Raw genomic sequence first — 17,986 nt, forward strand, 5'->3', positions numbered from 1 at the left:
AATTGGTGTTCCATCTTGGCGAATGTTTATCGAACCCAATCTTTCATATTCACTACTTATTCATTACTTATTTGTGAAAATTTGATTCGCACTGATGTAGTATATGCAAACAACCGGGCAAATGTCTCTATTTGAGGTTGGATGCTTCTTACCTTTTCATTTAAAAAACCTGACAAATCTACACAAAACCAAAGTTCATCATATCATTCAAGCATAGTTGATACAAGTGAAAATTGTGGTATTTTCGCAATTTCTGTCGACAAATATTCGTACGTTTCTTATATAAAATTTCGGCATAGCTCACATAGTACATTACATTCGAAAGGAACATCTACTTTATGAGGGTTTGTCTCTATTATTTTGGACATGAATATCGTAGTATATGGATGATGAAACTCAAGAAAATGCTCTTTTGGTGCGTTTACCCGAATATCATCAATAAGAATTTTATAATTCCTAGTTCCTTCTTAGTAGTAGTGACCTTTACCTTCTAATTGGTCAAAATATAACCCAGTAAAATCCAATGTATTTTTACCAAACATAGATATACTAAGAAATGTTTTTACCCTTTCTGCCCTCTCCTTACTAACATTTTTTGCGATATTCACCATACACATACGTGGAAAGTAGTGGAGATAGCACGCCATCACTACATAAGGCATAAATTTCCACACATGTTTTTTACGAAGAGGACAGGACATTCTATTTTATAAGATACTTGGTAATTGTTGTGACCAAAGGAGATAATCTAGAAAGAAACTACTGACAGTTGATCCAATCGCGATCGTAACTAATATAAGAAGGACACGCGCCTGGAACACATGATTTGGTTTTATTAAATGTTCATATCGTATACTCTGTAACGCCCACCATGTAATCGTAATAAAAATCAAATGCGATATAATACTTATTAGTGCTTGATACCCGAAACCCGCTAACATGAAACCACTCCTTAACTGAGCCTGAGTCATTCTTACTAACAAAAACCACACCAATCTATTTTAGCACCTTACCATACAGAAGTCCCCTATAAAAAAACGACAAAAAAGAAGAGGCATCCCCATACCTCTTCCTTTTTCGTTACACCCCTATGTTTGAGAGGTCAGCAGTTGTTTTTCGTTTCGCTGCTTACTCCATGAAATCTCCAAAATTCTCGAATTGCTGAATAAATTCAAACGCAACTCCTGGGAAGATTCCAAATCCAATTGTACCAACTATCGCCACAATAATAACGACTAACACTCCAGTTGGCAGTTTTATTTTACGATCGTCCGCAGCAGGTCTAAAGAACATTTGCGTTAGGATTCCAAAGTAATAAAAATAGGAAACCACTGTAGTCGCAATCATAATTGATGCAAGCACGTAATGTGCTGGACTTGTTACAAAAACACCAATGAAAATCTCCAGTTTTCCAATAAATCCAGCTGTACCAGGAATACCAGCTAAGGATAAGATAAAGACGCCAAGTGCTACTGCGAGTAACGGTGAGCGCTTATACAATCCTGCAAAAATACTGATATCCTCAGAATCCGACTTTTGTGAAACCACTTGTAGGATGGCGAAGAAACCAAGGCTCATAAAGAGATACGCCACTAAATAGAACCAAATAGCATCCATCATAAAATAAGAGAAAGCAACAAATGCCACTAACACATATCCCGCGTGAGCAATACTTGAGTAAGCCATTAAACGCTTGATATTGCGTTGTCTTAATGCAATTGTGTTCCCAATAATCATTGTTGCGCCTGCGATGATTGCTAATAAATCCTGCAGATGGAACAATAAGAATGGTGAATCTTCATTTCCAGATGGTGCTTGAATAAAGATCATGACAACTATACGTAGGATGATCACAAATCCCGCTGTTTTCGATACAACACTCAGAAATGCTGTAACTGGTGTTGGCGCACCTTGATACACATCTGGTGCCCACATATGAAATGGTGCAGCCGCAATTTTAAAGGATAGACCAACAACAATCATAAATAGAGCAATGGCCAAGATGTAGATATGCTGTGAATCCTGTATATTGCCGCTCGCAACGAAAATTTCTTTTAAATTCGATGTCCCTGTAAGTCCATATACATAGCTTACCCCGAATAAAAAGATAGCGGTAGACACTGTTCCATTTATTACGTATTTCAAGGCAGACTCATTTGAAAGCTGATTTCGTTTTCGAATCCCTGCCAAAATGTAAGAAGAGATTGACAGCAATTCCAAGCCCACAAACAAGGTAATCAAGTCTCCACTCGAGGTCATAATCATCGTGCCTAGCAATGCCGTTAAAAGCAAATAATAAAATTCACCACGATACCCTATACCTTCTTTTGGCTCATAATTCATAGCTAATAATAGAACAAGACCCGTTCCAACTAATAAAATCAGTTTAAATGCGATGGAAAAAGTATCAAGACGAAAAGTGTCGTGCAAAATAGATGTAACATCTGTTCCTATTAAAGAGACAGTGAACCCAATTGCAACGAGGATACCTACAATTCCAATCCATCCAAGCGGTTTACGGTCTTTGTCTTTTCCTAAAAATAAATCAAGTAATGAGAGTAGGGTTGCAACACCGAGGATGATAAATTCTGGTGCCATAACTCCCCAATCGTAACTAAGTAATGTTTCTATATCCATCGGCTTACCCCCCTAACCCTAACATGATCGTTTCAAGTGCAACTTGTAATGGCTGTGTAAGCACGTTTGGATAAACACCGATTAATACGATAAAACCTAGTAGAACTAGGACTGGAATCATTTCAATCGGACGTATATCAAATGTACCTTCATATAAATGGTTGGCTTTCCCGAACGTTACATGTAATACAGCACGTAGTAAATAAACAGCTGTCATGATAATGCCAATTGCTCCAACTGCAGCAAGAACCGGCATTTCCTTAAACAGTCCGAGGAAGGCCATAAACTCACTTACAAAGCCTGACATACCTGGTAAACCTAGTGAAGCCATTGCTCCTGCCAGTAAAAATCCAGCAGTTAGTGGCATCACCTTTGCTAGTCCACCTAACTTGTCAATATACGATGTTCCTGTACGTTCGTACATAACCCCAATGAGGAAGAACAATAGAGCTGAAATTAAGCCGTGCGATACAACCTGGAATACAGCACCTTGAACTCCAGCCTCGTTCATTGCACCAAGTCCAATTAGTACAATCCCCATATGTGAAATACTTGAGTACGCAAGAACCATTTTGAAGTCTTTTTGAACAAAAGCCAGAAATGCCCCATATAAAAGGTTCACAACCCCAAGCACAGCAACAATTGGTGCAAGAGTCACAAATTCATCTGGGAAGAATCCCATTCCAAAGCGAATGATACCAAATGCTCCTATTTTCAGAAGAATTCCTGAGTGAATCATTACAACTGCTGGTGGTGCTTGTACGTGTACACGTAGCATCCACGTGTGCAGTGGAAAGATCGGTAATTTGATTCCAAAGGCAATCAAAATAGCGATTAGCAATCCAAGCTGTAAATCCTCTGAAAACTCACCGGGAATCGGTAAACTGTCAGTCGGACTCGCAAAAATTGCGGTTAATGCTGCTATATTTGCTGTTCCTGCCTTTGCAAAAATAATCATGATGACTATGAGTAAGATCGCTGAGCCGAGACCGTTATAAATCAAGAAGCTAAACGCAGCTTTTTCTTTCTCAAAATAACCCCATTTTCCAATCAGGAAGAACATTGAAATGAGTGTCATTTCAAAGAATATAAAGAATAAAAGTAAATTTCCTGCTGTAAAAACACCGAGCATTCCAAGTTCAAGTAAAAGGAATAGCATGAAATAGCCTTTCCATTCCTTTTTAATATGAATGGATGCAATAGCTGCTAAAGTAGAAATGACTGTTGTCAACAGGACGAGTACAAGCGAGAGGCCATTGACACCTAACTCATAGTAAACCTCCCATGGATTGCCCTTTGGTAAAAAGCCAAACCAATAGACTGATTCCTTAAATTTCTCTAGGTCTCCACCACCTGTATAAAACCCATACACATAAAGGGCAAGTACAAGTGAGGGAATGGTAGCCAAGGTTCCAACAAGCTTGATAGTTTTTTCCTCTGTTTTTGGCACGAATGCAAGAACAGCTATACCTAAAATCGGGAAGAATACCAAAAGTGAAAGTATAAGTGAGTTCATCTTAAGTACCCCCCTGTCAATGCCACAACGAGTAGTAAAATGGCTAAGCCTACAAAGGCAACAGATGTGTACATTTGTACTTGACCATTTTGAAGCTTAGAACCAAGCTTTCCAATACCCTGTGTAGTTGCAGCAACACCTTTGACAATTCCACCTACTAAAAATTCATCAATGTAGCGGAGGAATGTACTAAATACCCTTGTTCCGTAAACAACTGTCATGTTATAAAATTCATCAATAAAATATTTGTTGCGGACGATGCTATACATAATAGGTGCTCGCGAGCTGAAAAAGTCTCTAGAAATTGTTTTTCGTTGATACATCGCATATGCCAGTAAAATTCCAAACAACGATACAAATGTTGCAACTGCCATAATCCAACCTGGTCCTTCTATATGACCATGGCCATAGAGGTCCGTACCTTCTGTTAACCAATCACCGAGATACGTCCCAAACCAAGGAGTGTTCACATAACCAGCCACAACAGCTAATATCGCTAAGACAATTATTGGGAACGTCATTACCGACGGTGATTCATGTACATTTTTTTGTTTTCCTCTTGCTTCACCTGTAAATACCATGAAGAACAAGCGGAACATATAAAACGCTGTAAAGAATGCTGCAAGTACCGCTAACCAGAAGAGGACATAATTCCCACTTGCCCATGTCGCAAGTAGGATCTCATCCTTACTAAAGAAACCAGAAAAGAACGGTACCCCACTAATTGCCAGAGTTCCAATTAGAAACAATGGACCTGTCACACGAAGCTTTTTCCACAGTCCGCCCATCTCCTCAATGTTTTGCGTATGAACGGCATGAATAACACTACCCGCTGCTAAGAACAGTAGGGCTTTAAAGAAAGCATGTGTCATTAAATGGAATACTCCCGCTACATAGCCAGCTGATCCTAATGCAAGCATCATATAACCAAGCTGACTAACTGTGGAATAGGCTAACACACGCTTGATATCCGTTTGTGCTAAACCGATTGATGCTGCAAAAATGGCTGTTACTCCACCAATAATTGCAACGGTCATCATCGCAACGTTACTTGCCGCGAATAGCGGAAAAGTAGTAGCAACCAAGTAAACTCCTGCTGCAACCATTGTTGCTGCGTGAATTAAAGCTGATACGGGTGTCGGACCTTCCATTGCATCCGGTAACCACGTATGAAGTGGGAATTGACCTGATTTTCCGACAGCCCCTACAAAGATTAGGATAGCTGTTAACGTAATCATGGTAGCCGAAATTTCACCAGCTCCAACTGCTTCAAAAATTTTATCATATTCAAAACTACCAACTTGCCAGAATAATAGAATCATCCCAATTAATAAGCCAACATCCCCGATACGCGTCATGATGAATGCCTTTTTTGCGGCTGCTTTGGCTTCTTCCTTATAGAAGTAGAAGCCAATTAAGAGAAACGAACCTACCCCAACAAGTTCCCAGAAAATATACGTTTGCAGAAGGTTTGGCGAAAGCACCAAGCCTAGCATCGCAAAGGTAAATAACCCAAGGTATGCATAGAACACAGGAATGCGCTCATCACCATGCATATACCCTTTGGAATACATATGTACTAAAAAACTGACAAGTGATACTACCACTAACATAAGTGCATTTAATTGATTGACTTCGAACCCCGCTGTTAAATGTACATCCCCAATTGATAACCACGTACCCTCATATTTGTATGTTGGATTTCCTAGTCGAGCGACGAGAACCAACACCGAGTAGACGAGTGAAATAAAGGATAGCGCCATGCCGAGGTAGGCACTCGATTCTTTCAATCGTTTCCCGAATATAAGAAGGAACAAAAAAGAGATAAGCGGGAAAAGCGGTATGATCCATGCATTTTCCATCATCGTATCACAATCCCCTTCTTTGACTTTCGGTTCAAGACGAGTGGAATTTGATACTCAACATTCCACAGCTTTTACCGGTACTTAATGTTGCATCTTGTTCATTTCATCAATGTTAACTGTGCGTTTGTTTCGGTACAACGCCATAAGAATGGCTAAGCCTACTGCAAATTCAGCAGCTGCTATCGCTATCGTAAAAATCGAGAAAATTTGCCCAGTAATTCCAGGGACCGCACCATATTTACTAAAGGCGACGAAATTAATATTCACTGCATTTAGCATCAATTCAACGGAAATCAAGACAATAACCGTGTTTCGCTTTGTGAAGGCTCCATATAACCCAATACAAAATAAAATTAACGCAAGGACGAGATAGGCTGCTAATGGAATTGAACTCATTCCTTATTCGCCTCCTCTTCAGTGTCTTTTTTCGCTAAAATGATCGCACCAATTAACGCTACTAGTAACACAACTGACGTTAATTCAAATGGAATCACATATTTTGAATAAAGCTCAATTCCGATTTTTTCGGTATTGTCCACATGTAACTCAGTTGCTTGCCCGCCGAAGTCCAAGTCGTATATGCCAATGTAAACAGCAACACCAAATGCAAGGATTCCAAAGAGGACGAGTAAGTGTCGACCCAAGCTAATTTTTGGCTCATTGGTATCATTATGCTTAGTGAGCATAATCCCAAACAGCATTAGGATTGTGATGGCACCTGAGTAAATTAATACTTGAACAGCTGCAACAAACTCTGCATGAAGCAAAATGTACAAACCTGCAATACTGATAAAGGTGAAAACTAGTGCGATTACCATGTGTATGACCTTTTGGAGGTTCAGCATTAACACACCGCCGCCAATCGCACTAAGTGCTAGGACTAAAAATGCTAAAAATTCTCCAGTCACGCTTTATTCTCCTTTCGCACGTTTGTATCGTTTTCATCTAACCATTCTAGGTTTTTAAATAATTCATCACGACTGTATTCCGCCAGTTCGAAGTTATTTGTCATGACAATTGCTTCTGTCGGACAAACCTCTGTACAAAGATCACAGAGAATACAAATTTCAAAGTTAATGTCATAGGTATCAATGATTTTTCCTTTTTTCGTTGGATCAGGGTGTTTCTTCCCGGTTAACTGAATACAATCGGTTGGACAAATGTTGGCACATTGATTACATACGATACATTTTTCCGGATAAAATTTTTGGATACCACGAAAGCGATCAGGCAATGGTAGTGGTTCATTCGGATAATCATATGTTACTTTTTTATAGGTTAATTGATTAAGGGTGTATTTCATCCCTTTCAGTAAGCCAAGCATATTTTGTCACCCCTTTGTTTAGAAGTAAAAGATGATGTTTAAAAAGTGCGGTGAATATGACACATCTGTAAAGGATCTTCGACTAAGTACCGACACGTCCTGTGTCGAACGTCGAAGTCACCACATCCTGTGGAAGCTCGTTGTCTTGCTTCTCCGTTCCTCACGTATTAACTGCATACGCTCCGGTACTCAAAGCTGCGCCGCCTCGACCTTTCGACACACAGGATGTGTTAGTGTCGACAATGCCACAGGACGTGGCGTTCTTGTCGACGTGGTCCTTTTCATCCTCCTTTTTAAACACACACTTAAAACGAACTTTCCTTTTTAATAAAACAATTCTTTTATTAATGCGGAGAGGAAGATGTTTGCTAATGCGATTGGCAGTAGTACCTTCCAGCCGAATTCCATCAATCTGTCCGCACGTAATCGTGGGAATGTAGAACGGAACCAAATTAATATGAAGATGACCAGACTAAATTTCAAGGAGAACCAAACTGCACCTGGAATAAACTCTAAGAACAGTACAGGTTTCCAGCCTCCTAAGAAAAGAACCGTTGTTAATGCGGCCATCGCAAACATATACACATATTCGGCAAGCATAAAGAATGCCCATCTAAATCCAGAGTATTCGACATGGAATCCTGCTACAATTTCTGATTCGGCTTCAGGTAAGTCAAACGGCACACGGTTTAACTCTGCTACTGATGCTATGAAAAACACCAGAAACGCAATCGGCTGTGCAAAAATAAACCAAACCTTATCCTGCGCTTCCACAATTTCAGACAGATTTAAGCTTCCAGATAATAAAATAACCCCGATTACTGACATCACAAGTGGTATCTCATAGGAAATCATCTGTGCAGCTGCACGCATGCCTCCCATAAGGGCATATTTGTTATTTGAAGCCCAACCACCTGCAACAATTCCTACAGTTGTAATTCCAGAAACGGCAATGTAATAAAGCAACCCAACACCGATATCGGCAAATTTATAGTTATCTGTAAATGGTAGTGCCGCGACAACCATAAAGGCTGGGGCAAATGCAATCACTGGCGCAAGGATAAACAATGGTCGATCCGCAACCTTTGGGATAACATCTTCTTTTATAAGAAGCTTTAAAACGTCAGCGACAGTTTGTAACAGCCCCCATCGTCCTCCCACCTGATTTGGACCTTGACGCGCTTGCATGAAACCCATAACCTTACGCTCTGCAAGAATTCCATAGGTTACAAAACCTAGTATCACTAAAAGCAGTACCGTAGCCATCAAAAAGAAAATACCGAAATTCAACCAACTAGGAGGTGAATGTAACAAATTATCCATCATTATCCGTCAACCTCCCCAAGTACAATATCAATTGCACCTAATATCGCAATCAGGTTTGCCATATTTTCACCCTTCAATAGTTTTGGGAGGATTTGGAGATTGTAGAATGACGGTCGTCTAAATTTCAATCGATATGGTTCCTTCTTTCCATCACTTGCAATATAGCAACCAATTTCTCCACGTGGTGATTCTATTCTTACAAATGCTTCACCTTTTGGGGCTTTAATGATTTTTGGAACCTTTGCTAAGATTTCCCCTTCTGAAGGAAATTGTTCTACAGCTTGTTCTACTATTTTAAGAGATTCCTCAATCTCTGCCATACGACAATGATAGCGAGCCCATGCATCTCCACCATCTCTTGTTGGAACTTCAAAGTCAAAGCGATCGTAGATGGAATATGGCTCATCTTTTCGCAGATCCCATTTCACACCTGTACAACGAAGATTCGTACCGCTCAAGGAGTAATTTAGTGCATCCTCCTTCGTGTACTTTCCAACCCCTATTACACGATCACGGAAAATTTCATTTCCTGTTACAAGTTCATGGTATCCAGGTAGCTGTGATCTCATATAAGGAACAAACTCTTTTACTTTTTCAATCCATCCCTCAGGAGCATCCCATTTTACTCCACCTACACGCATATAGTTAAAGGTTAACCGTGCACCTGATAGCTCATTTAATAGATTGATAATCATTTCTCTTTCCCTAAATGCATATAGGAAAGGCGTTGTTGCACCAATATCTAGTAAATATGTTCCCCACCATACAAGGTGACTTGCAATTCTCCCTAATTCCATGGCAAGTACGCGTAAATACTCCGCACGCTCTGGCACTTGAATATCCATCATCGTTTCAACTGCGTGACAAAGTACATAGTTATTTGTCATTGCGGATAAATAATCCATACGGTCTGTATATGGGATGATTTGTGTGTATTGCAAATCCTCTGCAAGCTTTTCAGTACCACGGTGTAGATATCCAATTACAGGTGTAGCTTCCGTGATTATCTCGCCGTCTATCTTAACAACGAGACGGAAAACCCCGTGAGTACTTGGATGCTGTGGCCCTACATTGAGGAGCATTTCTTCGGTACGAATCATATGCTACACCTCCACATCATACGGTTCATAGTCTTTTCTAAGCGGATATCCCACCCAGTCATCTGGTAGTAGAATTCGAGTTAGATTTGGATGTCCGTTAAATCGTATTCCGAGTAAATCATACGCTTCACGCTCTGGCCAGTTAGCACCTTCCCATAAAGGCTGTAACGATTCAGTCACTGGATTATCACGATCAATCTTTACTTTTAAAGCAACTGATTGTCTATTTTTATAGGAAAATAAGTGGACATATACTTCCATATGAGTCTCGAAGTCTGTCCCATGCAGCTCTGACAGATAGTCAAACCCCAGTTGCTCATTATATTTTAAGAACTGCGCTACCTTATAATATGTATCTGGTTTAGAAACAAGGGTAGGAACATCTTTTGATAGTTTGTTAATATACAAATCTTCTAGAACATCTTCCCCTAGATGCTCTGTAATGACTTTCACATATTTATCTAGGTACTTCTGATTAGGCGATGGTTGGACTTCTTCCGCCTCTTCTACACCACCATCTGCAGCGCCTTTTGCTCTTGCTGCTGCGGCCGCCTTGGCTTTCGCTGCTGCAATTGCTTTTGCTTTTTCCTTTGCAAGGTCTTCTGTTCCACCAGCACCTGATGCCGCTTTCGCCTTCGCTGCCGCCGCCGCTTTTGCTTTCGCCACTGCTGCTGCTTTAGCCTTCGCTTTTACAGCCTCATCATCCGTGCCATCACCAGCTTTTTCAGCTGCTTTTTGTTTTGCTAACGCCGCAGCCTTTGCCTTTGCTGCCGCTACCGCTTTGGCCTTGGCCTTAGCTAAATCATCATCACTCGAAGCACCTGATGCTCCTGCTGCCTTTTGCTTCGCTAGCGCTGCGGCCTTGGCTTTCGCTGCTGCTGCAGCTTTCGCCTTCGCGGTTGCCTTGTCATCTTCCGCCGCCGGTTCTCCCGACGACTCTGCTGCCTTTTGCTTCGCTAACGCTGCAGCCTTGGCTTTCGCTGCCGCCGCTGCCTTTGCCTTTGCAATCGCCTTGTCAACCTCTTCTGATGATTCAGAATTTTTATCAGATACGGATTCCTCTAAGCCCTGTTCTTTCGTCTTTTGCTTTGCCAATGCTGCCGCCTTTGCCTTTGCTGCTGCTGCGGCTTTTGCTTTCGCAATATCTATATTCTCTTCCTTAGATTCTTCCTTACTTTTGGCTTTAGCCGACTGCTTTTCTGCTAGCCGCTTTTTCGCAAGTTCTTTCGCACGCTCTGCAGCCTCACGCTTTTGTTGTTCCAGATTTTTTTCATCGCTCACGCTAAATCACCTTCTTCCCCGTTTTAGCCTCATAGCGAATCTTTTCTTTTAGTTTATTAATCCCATAGATTAAAGCAGCCGGATTCGGCGGACAACCTGGTATGTATACATCCACAGGCACAATTTGGTCTACCCCTTTAACAACGGAATACGACTTTACATATGGTCCTCCCGCAGTAGCACAAGACCCCATTGCAATTACCCATTTAGGCTCTGGCATCTGATCATACAATCGCTTTAACACAGGAGCCATTTTCTTCGTCACCGTTCCAGACACAATCATACAATCTGACTGACGTGGAGACGTACGGAAGAAGGAGCCAAAACGATCCAAATCATAGTGAGAAGAACCTGTACCCATCATTTCAATTGCACAACAAGCCAGACCAAATGTAAGTGGCCACAACGAATTACTTCGTGCCCAACCCTTCACCTGCTCCAGCGTTGTTAAAAATACACTTCTCTTTAACTCTTCCATCTCTAAATCTGAAATACCATCCATTTTTAAATCCATTTCAACACGCCCTTCTTCCATGCATAAACTAAGCCGATAACGAGCATAACTACGAATATCAACATCTCAACTAACGCAAAAATACCAAGCTTTTCGTAGGCAACAGCCCATGGATATAAAAATACAGTTTCCACATCGAAAATAACAAACAATAACGCAAAAATATAATAACGTACATTAAACTGTACACGTGAATCATGGAATGGCTCTATCCCACTCTCATACGTAGTAGCCTTCTCCTCACTCGGCGCATGCGGCCTCAACAACTTCCCCAGAAACAAAGCCACAATCGGGAGTAAAATACCCAACAGCAAGAAGACAAACACAATCAAGTAACTATTCAAATACTGATTCAACAAATCCTCCATGCAGCCCCCTCCGATATCCCCCAAAAATATTTTATTACCAAAATTTATAAATGTAACCGAATACATTATAGCACTTTTCCCAGCAAAGTGACACCCAATCCCAACACATATTCTAGGAAATTACCTTTTCAGACAAATGAATAAAAACAGGCAGGAAAAGCTCGCTTTTCCAAGCCTATTTTTATTCATTTGCTGTTTCAGCCACAGCTGAAATGATGAAACTTTAGTTTCATCAAAAAGGTAATTTCCTAACTTAATATACTTAACGGACTTGGTTTGTGACATTTTGCCCCTCCCCTCTAGCCTAAACTGTCGCAGACAGTTTTGGCGTACTCCCCACACTTAGAACTACCGTCTCACTAAAAATAACAAATACTCAGTATACCTATGTAACGAAGTTACCCATCCCTCTTAAACAACCATATACATCCTATATATCAACCCATTTCATCAAAACGGTAATTTCCTAACCTTATAGACATACGGACTCGGTTGTGACATTTTGCCCCTCCCCTCTAGCCAAAACTGTCGAAGGCAGTTTTGGCGTACTTCCCACACCTAGAACTACCATCTCACTAAAAGTAACAAATTCTCACAATATACCTATGTAACGAAGTTACCCATCCTTCTTAAACAACCATATACATCACTATATATATAAAAGAAACAACCACCCATTCTAGCCAAAACTGCCTAGGCAGTTTTGCGTACTTACCATACCTAGACTACCGTTCAATAAAAATAACAAATTCTCACATTATACCTATGTAACGAAGTTACATTCCCCAACAAACATAATAATTACTCAGCTTTCTTACCTTCAGTTGTCCATTTCTTTCATCTTGAAGGTAAGATTACACGCTTTTCCTACCTTCAGCAACGCACTTTTTTCACCTCGACGGTACGATTACACACTTTTCTTACCTTCACCATCGCTCTTCTTTCACCTCGACGGTACGATTACACGCTATTCCTACCTTCAGCAACGCACTTCTTTCACCTCGACGGTACGATTACACACTTTTCTTACCTTCATCATTGCTCTTCTTTCAACCCGACGGTATGATTCCACGCTTTTCCTACCTTCACCATCGCTCTTCTTCCAACTCAACGGTACGATTCACACCCCTAAACAAGTCCATACTAAATCTTACTCACCAAGACCAACCTTTATGTGATATCATTATAAGTTTGAATTTTTAGATAACTAACTTCTGCTAATTTACTAGTAAACACTATAACGATAGTAATTTCCTCAGAAATAATTTGAACTTACCAACTTCAATAAATGAAGCCTTTTATACAACAACATACTACAAATAAACTGACCACAATCACTACATCTCACAAACACAAAAACCCCCAGAGATCGTAACCTCTGGGGGTCTTACTAACAAATTAATATTTGTTTTGTGTAATGTTTAATCGGTTGATGGCACGTTTTAAAGCGAGCTCTGCTCGTTTAAAATCGGTATTGTCTTGTTTCGCCTGCAAGCGTTGTTCAGCGCGTTCTTTTGCTTCTTTCGCACGATGAACATCAATCTTTTCAGCTGTTTCTGCAGCTTGTGCAAGAATTGTTACTTGATCAGGACGAACCTCGAGAAAGCCTCCACTTACAGCCACAAGTTCAGTGTTGCTTCCCTTCTTGAGTCTAACTGCCCCTACTTGAAGAGGAGCAACCATAGGAATATGTCCTGGTAAAATACCGAGCTCACCGCTCTGAGCTTTGGCACTTACCATTTCCACATCAGCTTCATAAACTGGGCCATCAGGAGTCACGACATTGACTTTTACTGTCTTCATTTTATACCCTCCTAGGTCCCGTTATTTATGCTTCAACACCCAAGCGCTTTCCAGCTTCAACTGCTTCTTCAATTCGACCAACTAGACGGAACGCATCTTCAGGAAGATAATCGTATTTTCCTTCTAGGATTTCCTTGAATCCACGAACAGTTTCTTTTACTGGTACATAAGAACCTGGTTGTCCAGTGAACTGCTCAGCAACGTGGAAGTTTTGAGATAAGAAGAATTGGACACGACGCGCACGGTGTACGACTAACTTATCCTCATCACCTAACTCATCCATACCTAGGATTGCAATGATATCTTGTAATTCACGGTAACGTTGTAATGTTTGTTGTACTTGACGCGCAACATTGTAATGCTCTTCTCCAACAATTTCAGGAGAAAGTGCACGAGATGTAGATGCCAATGGATCCACCGCAGGGTAAATACCCATCTCAGAAAGCTTACGCTCAAGGTTAGTTGTTGCATCTAAGTGAGCAAACGTTGTTGCTGGTGCCGGGTCAGTATAGTCATCGGCAGGAACGTAAATCGCTTGGATTGACGTAACAGATCCAACGTTTGTAGACGTAATACGTTCTTGCAGTCTACCCATTTCAGTTGCAAGTGTTGGTTGGTAACCAACGGCAGAAGGCATACGTCCTAATAGGGCGGAAACCTCAGAACCTGCTTGTGTGAAACGGAAGATGTTATCGATAAAGAATAACACGTCTTGACCTTGCTCATCACGGAAATACTCCGCCATTGTAAGACCAGTTAACGCTACACGCATACGAGCACCTGGTGGTTCGTTCATTTGTCCGAATACCATGGCTGTTTTAGAGATAACTCCAGAGTCTTTCATTTCGTAGTATAGGTCATTACCTTCACGAGTACGTTCACCTACACCAGCGAATACGGAGATACCACCGTGTTCTTGTGCGATGTTGTTAATAAGTTCCTGGATAAGAACTGTTTTACCAACTCCCGCACCACCGAATAGACCGATTTTACCACCTTTAATATATGGAGCAAGTAGGTCTACTACCTTAATACCAGTTTCAAGAATTTCAACCTCAGTTGAAAGTTGTTCAAATGTTGGTGCTTCTCTATGAATTGAATCACGACGTGCCTCAGCCGGAACTGGTGCATCAAGATCGATATTTTCACCTAATACGTTAAATACACGACCAAGTGTTACATCACCTACTGGTACTGAAATCGGTTTACCAGTGTCAGTAACCTCTAATCCACGAACTACACCATCTGTAGATGACATCGCAACTGTACGTACAGTATCATCTCCAAGGTGAAGCGCAACTTCTAATGTTAAGCTGATATCTACTTCATTTTCATTACGCGCACTATGATTAATAGTAAGGGCGTTATAAATCTCAGGAAGATGTCCGCTGTCAAACTGTACGTCTACAACAGGACCCATAACTTGGGTAATACGTCCTTTTGTCATCGTTTTCCCTCCTATCTTACTTTTCGCGGTCATTCAAAAGAACGTAAAATCTGGTTTGTTCTATGCTTTTTGAATGCCTTTGGTTTCAATCTATCTGTGTTGTTACTGTTCTATTCTAGTGCCGCAGCTCCACCAACAATTTCCGTAATTTCTTGCGTAATTGCTGCTTGACGAGCACGGTTGAATTGTAGAGTAAGTGAGTCGATGAGCTCCTTCGCATTATCTGTCGCATTTTTCATGGCAGTCATACGAGCAGCATGTTCACTTGCTTTTCCGTCTAAAAGTGCTCCATAGATGAGACTTTCAGCATATTGAGGTAGTAACACCTCTAAAATATCTTCTTGTGAAGGTTCAAATTCATAAGAAGTTAGTTTTTTGTTTGCAGCTAAATCCGATAACGGTAATAGCTTCTTCTCAGTTACCTCGTGTTGAATCGCACTAACAAAGTGGTTATACCACATGTATAGCTCATCATACGTACCATCTGCAAACATATTTACCGTACTATTTGCAATATCCTTAATCTCTGCAAAAGAAGGCTGATCAGATAAACCAGCTATATCTAAAGTGACAGAAATTCCTCTTTTCACAAAGAAGTCACGGCCAACACGTCCGATTGCAATTACTGTAAATTCATCATTGCTTTTATGACGTTTTTGCATTGCTTGGTATGCACCACGAATAACGTTACTGTTATATGCACCAGCTAATCCACGGTCGGAAGTGATGACGATATAAGCAGTCTTTTTTACTGGTCTTTGGGTTAGCATTGGATGACTTGCATCTGAGCTTCCAACTGCGATATTCGCAACGACCTCTTGAATTTTTTCCATATAAGGAACGAACGATTTTGCATTTGCTTCAGCACGGCTAAATTTAGATGCTGAAACCATCTCCATCGCTTTCGTAATTTGACTCGTCTTCTTTGTTGAAGTGATTCTCGTTTTTATATCACGTAAGGATGCCAAAGGTTCTCACCACCTTTTCCTCGAATTAGATCCTAAACTCGGGGACCATAGTCTTTCTAACCTATTTCAGATAAGCGACGCACGCATTGCGCGTCGCTTCAATTATGTCTAGCTACAGCTCCCAGCGACTATCGAGACTTCCCTCACCCTCCGTACGATAAGCTCAACATCGAATCGCTTTGCTCTTCGTGTTTCCTTCATCTCCAGAGGAACACAGACTAGAATCGCCACATCGTGTGGCAACGTCTGTGTGACCCACATCGTGTGGGCCTCAGTCCGTACGTCCCTTAACGGGAGCTTCCGCTTTTCGTTTTATTTATTCAGAAACTGCAAATGTTTTCTTGAAGTCGTTAATTGCAGAAGCAAATACTTCGTCTTCAGGAAGTTTACCAGTAGACTTGATATGATCAAGTACTTCTGCTTTACGGTTATGCTCTAACCAAACATGGTATTCATCTTCAAAACGACCGATGTCTTCTACAGGAATATCATCTAAGAATCCACGAGTTAATGCATATAGAATCGCAACTTGCTTTTCTACTGCTAGTGGCTTATTTAGACCTTGTTTTAATACCTCAACTGTACGAGCACCACGGTTTAGCTTTGCTTGTGTAGCTTTATCAAGGTCAGAACCGAATTGTGCGAACGCTTCTAGCTCACGGTAAGAAGCAAGGTCAAGACGTAATGTACCTGATACCTTCTTCATCGCATTGATTTGCGCAGATCCACCAACTCGGGATACGGATAAACCTGCGTTAACAGCAGGACGTACGCCTGAGAAGAAAAGGTCAGATTGTAAGAAAATTTGTCCATCAGTGATCGAAATAACGTTTGTTGGAATGTATGCAGATACGTCACCAGCTTGTGTTTCAATAAACGGTAAAGCTGTAATAGATCCGCCACCTTTTTCATCAGAAAGCTTCGCAGCACGCTCAAGTAAACGAGAGTGTAGGTAGAATACATCCCCTGGATATGCTTCACGACCTGGAGGACGACGTAGTAATAATGAAAGTTCACGGTATGCAGAAGCTTGTTTTGTTAAGTCATCATAGATAACTAAAACGTGCTTACCATTGTACATGAACTCTTCACCCATTGTTACACCAGCATATGGAGCTAGGAATAATAATGGAGCTGGTTGAGATGCAGAAGCAGTTACAACGATTGTGTAATCTAATGCACCATTTTTACGTAATGTTTCAACAACACCACGAACAGTTGATTCCTTTTGTCCGATCGCTACATAGATACAAATCATATTTTCGTTCTTTTGGTTAAGAATTGTATCGATTGCAACTGATGTTTTACCAGTTTGACGGTCACCGATGATTAACTCACGTTGACCACGACCAATTGGAATTAATGCGTCAATCGCCTTGATACCAGTTTGTAGTGGTTCATGAACAGATTTACGGTCCATGATACCAGGAGCTGGACTTTCGATTGGACGAGTTTTAGTAGTTTCAATAGGACCTAGACCATCAACTGGTTGTCCTAGAGAGTTAACAACACGGCCGATCAATGCTTCACCAACTGGAACCTCCATGATACGTCCTGTACGACGTACTTCGTCACCTTCACGAATGTCTGTGAAAGGACCTAGGATGATAATACCAACGTTGTTTTCTTCAAGGTTTTGTGCCATACCCATGACACCATTTGAAAATTCAACTAGTTCTCCAGCCATGACATTGTCGAGGCCATGAGCACGAGCGATACCGTCACCAACACTGATTACTGTACCAACTTCGCTCACTTTAATTTCAGACTGATAGTTTTCGATTTGCTTTTTTATCAGCGCACTAATTTCTTCAGCTTTAATGCTCATGAATTTCAC

At 41.0% G+C, this 17,986-nt stretch carries 16 protein-coding genes; all 16 read right to left on the reverse strand.

What is annotated here, in order from left to right; all coding sequences use genetic code 11:
• Positions 1–707 precede the first annotated feature (707 nt).
• Positions 708–941: a DUF1146 family protein gene (locus ACWNMY_RS09820; protein WP_449538043.1), complete on the reverse strand. Its 234-nt coding sequence runs from the start codon at positions 939–941 to the stop codon at positions 708–710.
• Positions 942–1,128: 187 nt separating this feature from the next.
• Positions 1,129–2,637: an NADH-quinone oxidoreductase subunit NuoN gene (gene nuoN / locus ACWNMY_RS09825; RefSeq protein ID WP_449538044.1), complete on the reverse strand. Its 1,509-nt coding sequence runs from the start codon at positions 2,635–2,637 to the stop codon at positions 1,129–1,131.
• 4 nt (positions 2,638–2,641) lie between these two features.
• Positions 2,642–4,153 (reverse strand): NADH-quinone oxidoreductase subunit M, encoded by a 1,512-nt coding sequence (locus ACWNMY_RS09830; RefSeq protein ID WP_449538045.1) that lies wholly within the window; start codon positions 4,151–4,153, stop codon positions 2,642–2,644.
• Positions 4,150–6,018 carry an NADH-quinone oxidoreductase subunit L gene (gene nuoL / locus ACWNMY_RS09835; protein ID WP_449538046.1) on the reverse strand — a complete coding sequence of 623 codons (1,869 nt, stop codon included), beginning with the start codon at positions 6,016–6,018 and terminating at the stop codon, positions 4,150–4,152. Before nuoL ends, ACWNMY_RS09830 begins: the two co-directional genes overlap by 4 nt.
• A gap of 81 nt (positions 6,019–6,099) precedes the next feature.
• Positions 6,100–6,414 (reverse strand): NADH-quinone oxidoreductase subunit NuoK, encoded by a 315-nt coding sequence (gene nuoK / locus ACWNMY_RS09840; RefSeq protein ID WP_449538047.1) that lies wholly within the window; start codon positions 6,412–6,414, stop codon positions 6,100–6,102.
• A complete protein-coding gene (locus tag ACWNMY_RS09845) occupies positions 6,411–6,926 on the reverse strand; it encodes an NADH-quinone oxidoreductase subunit J (protein WP_449538048.1) in 516 nt (171 codons plus the stop codon). The genes nuoK and ACWNMY_RS09845 overlap by 4 nt, the downstream gene beginning before the upstream one ends.
• Complete coding sequence (nuoI, locus tag ACWNMY_RS09850) at positions 6,923–7,342, reverse strand: NADH-quinone oxidoreductase subunit NuoI (protein WP_449538049.1); 420 nt, start codon at positions 7,340–7,342, stop codon at positions 6,923–6,925. The genes ACWNMY_RS09845 and nuoI overlap by 4 nt, the downstream gene beginning before the upstream one ends.
• Before the next feature lie 324 nt (positions 7,343–7,666).
• The gene (gene nuoH, locus ACWNMY_RS09855) at positions 7,667–8,668 is read right to left on the reverse strand and encodes an NADH-quinone oxidoreductase subunit NuoH (protein WP_449538050.1); all 1,002 of its coding nucleotides are present in this window, start codon (positions 8,666–8,668) and stop codon (positions 7,667–7,669) included.
• The gene (locus ACWNMY_RS09860) at positions 8,668–9,768 is read right to left on the reverse strand and encodes an NADH-quinone oxidoreductase subunit D (protein ID WP_449538051.1); all 1,101 of its coding nucleotides are present in this window, start codon (positions 9,766–9,768) and stop codon (positions 8,668–8,670) included. Before ACWNMY_RS09860 ends, nuoH begins: the two co-directional genes overlap by 1 nt.
• Positions 9,769–9,771: 3 nt before the next feature.
• A complete protein-coding gene (locus ACWNMY_RS09865; protein WP_449538052.1) occupies positions 9,772–11,049 on the reverse strand; it encodes an NADH-quinone oxidoreductase subunit C in 1,278 nt (425 codons plus the stop codon).
• 1 nt (position 11,050) lies between these two features.
• Complete coding sequence (locus ACWNMY_RS09870) at positions 11,051–11,563, reverse strand: NuoB/complex I 20 kDa subunit family protein (protein WP_449538053.1); 513 nt, start codon at positions 11,561–11,563, stop codon at positions 11,051–11,053.
• A complete protein-coding gene (locus tag ACWNMY_RS09875; protein WP_449538054.1) occupies positions 11,554–11,931 on the reverse strand; it encodes an NADH-quinone oxidoreductase subunit A in 378 nt (125 codons plus the stop codon). Before ACWNMY_RS09875 ends, ACWNMY_RS09870 begins: the two co-directional genes overlap by 10 nt.
• Before the next feature lie 1,398 nt (positions 11,932–13,329).
• Positions 13,330–13,734, reverse strand: coding sequence for a F0F1 ATP synthase subunit epsilon (locus ACWNMY_RS09880; RefSeq protein ID WP_449538055.1), 405 nt, complete (start codon positions 13,732–13,734; stop codon positions 13,330–13,332).
• 25 nt (positions 13,735–13,759) lie between these two features.
• Positions 13,760–15,181, reverse strand: coding sequence for a F0F1 ATP synthase subunit beta (gene atpD, locus ACWNMY_RS09885; protein WP_449538056.1), 1,422 nt, complete (start codon positions 15,179–15,181; stop codon positions 13,760–13,762).
• Positions 15,182–15,291: 110 nt separating this feature from the next.
• Positions 15,292–16,149, reverse strand: coding sequence for a F0F1 ATP synthase subunit gamma (locus tag ACWNMY_RS09890; RefSeq protein WP_449538057.1), 858 nt, complete (start codon positions 16,147–16,149; stop codon positions 15,292–15,294).
• A 316-nt stretch (positions 16,150–16,465) separates the two neighbouring features.
• The gene (gene atpA / locus ACWNMY_RS09895) at positions 16,466–17,977 is read right to left on the reverse strand and encodes a F0F1 ATP synthase subunit alpha (protein WP_449538058.1); all 1,512 of its coding nucleotides are present in this window, start codon (positions 17,975–17,977) and stop codon (positions 16,466–16,468) included.
• Positions 17,978–17,986 lie beyond the last annotated feature (9 nt).

It is taken from the genome of Ferdinandcohnia sp. Marseille-Q9671 (assembly GCF_976954385.1).

Bases quoted from the DNA above. Each gene is read 5' to 3' on its own strand.
- nuoH (WP_449538050.1), bottom strand. From the start codon at position 8,668: ATGATGGATAATTTGTTACATTCACCTCCTAGTTGGTTGAATTTCGGT.
- nuoK (WP_449538047.1), bottom strand. From the start codon at position 6,414: ATGAGTTCAATTCCATTAGCAGCCTATCTCGTCCTTGCGTTAATTTTA.
- ACWNMY_RS09820 (WP_449538043.1), bottom strand. From the start codon at position 941: ATGTTAGCGGGTTTCGGGTATCAAGCACTAATAAGTATTATATCGCAT.
- nuoN (WP_449538044.1), bottom strand. From the start codon at position 2,637: ATGGATATAGAAACATTACTTAGTTACGATTGGGGAGTTATGGCACCA.
- ACWNMY_RS09880 (WP_449538055.1), bottom strand. From the start codon at position 13,734: ATGAAGACAGTAAAAGTCAATGTCGTGACTCCTGATGGCCCAGTTTAT.
- ACWNMY_RS09860 (WP_449538051.1), bottom strand. From the start codon at position 9,768: ATGATTCGTACCGAAGAAATGCTCCTCAATGTAGGGCCACAGCATCCA.
- atpA (WP_449538058.1), bottom strand. From the start codon at position 17,977: ATGAGCATTAAAGCTGAAGAAATTAGTGCGCTGATAAAAAAGCAAATC.
- atpD (WP_449538056.1), bottom strand. From the start codon at position 15,181: ATGACAAAAGGACGTATTACCCAAGTTATGGGTCCTGTTGTAGACGTA.
- nuoI (WP_449538049.1), bottom strand. From the start codon at position 7,342: ATGCTTGGCTTACTGAAAGGGATGAAATACACCCTTAATCAATTAACC.
- nuoL (WP_449538046.1), bottom strand. From the start codon at position 6,018: ATGATGGAAAATGCATGGATCATACCGCTTTTCCCGCTTATCTCTTTT.
- ACWNMY_RS09870 (WP_449538053.1), bottom strand. From the start codon at position 11,563: ATGGATTTAAAAATGGATGGTATTTCAGATTTAGAGATGGAAGAGTTA.
- ACWNMY_RS09830 (WP_449538045.1), bottom strand. From the start codon at position 4,153: ATGAACTCACTTATACTTTCACTTTTGGTATTCTTCCCGATTTTAGGT.
- ACWNMY_RS09875 (WP_449538054.1), bottom strand. From the start codon at position 11,931: ATGGAGGATTTGTTGAATCAGTATTTGAATAGTTACTTGATTGTGTTT.